This is a genomic window from Neobacillus niacini (assembly GCF_000759675.1).
GTDB classification, from domain to species: domain Bacteria; phylum Bacillota; class Bacilli; order Bacillales; family Cytobacillaceae; genus Neobacillus; species Neobacillus niacini_A.
In genome coordinates, this window is record NZ_BAWM01000114.1 from 135,783 (window position 1) to 136,103 (window position 321).

The following is a 321-nucleotide window of genomic DNA, read 5'->3' on the forward strand; positions in this document are numbered from 1 at the left end:
TCACTAGCGTGAATGGAAAGTTATTTTTCACTAGCGTGAAAAAAACTTTGGTGACCCCTACGGGATTCGAACCCGTGTTACCTCCGTGAAAGGGAGGTGTCTTAACCACTTGACCAAGGGGCCATATAGATAATAAGAAGGTAAGCTTCCAAGCGGGCTCGAACCGCTGACCTCTTCCTTACCATGGAAGTGCTCTACCTACTGAGCTATGGAAGCATAGCCAATATTCATTAAAATAAAAATGGCTCCGCAGGTAGGACTCGAACCTACGACCGATCGGTTAACAGCCGATAGCTCTACCACTGAGCTACTGCGGAATAA

General features: G+C 46.7%; 3 tRNA genes. All 3 read right to left on the minus strand.

Going from position 1 to position 321, the window contains the following annotated elements:
* Nucleotides 1–48 precede the first annotated feature (48 nt).
* The 3 genes from TR08_RS24860 to TR08_RS24870 all read right to left on the minus strand — a co-directional run bounded on the left by TR08_RS24860 (nucleotide 49) and on the right by TR08_RS24870 (nucleotide 317).
* A tRNA-Glu gene (locus tag TR08_RS24860) sits at nucleotides 49–123 on the minus strand.
* Between the two features lie 20 nt (nucleotides 124–143).
* Nucleotides 144–216 (minus strand) — tRNA-Thr (locus tag TR08_RS24865).
* Nucleotides 217–242: 26 nt separating this feature from the next.
* Nucleotides 243–317: transfer RNA gene (locus tag TR08_RS24870), tRNA-Asn, on the minus strand.
* Between the last annotated feature and the right edge of the window lie 4 nt (nucleotides 318–321).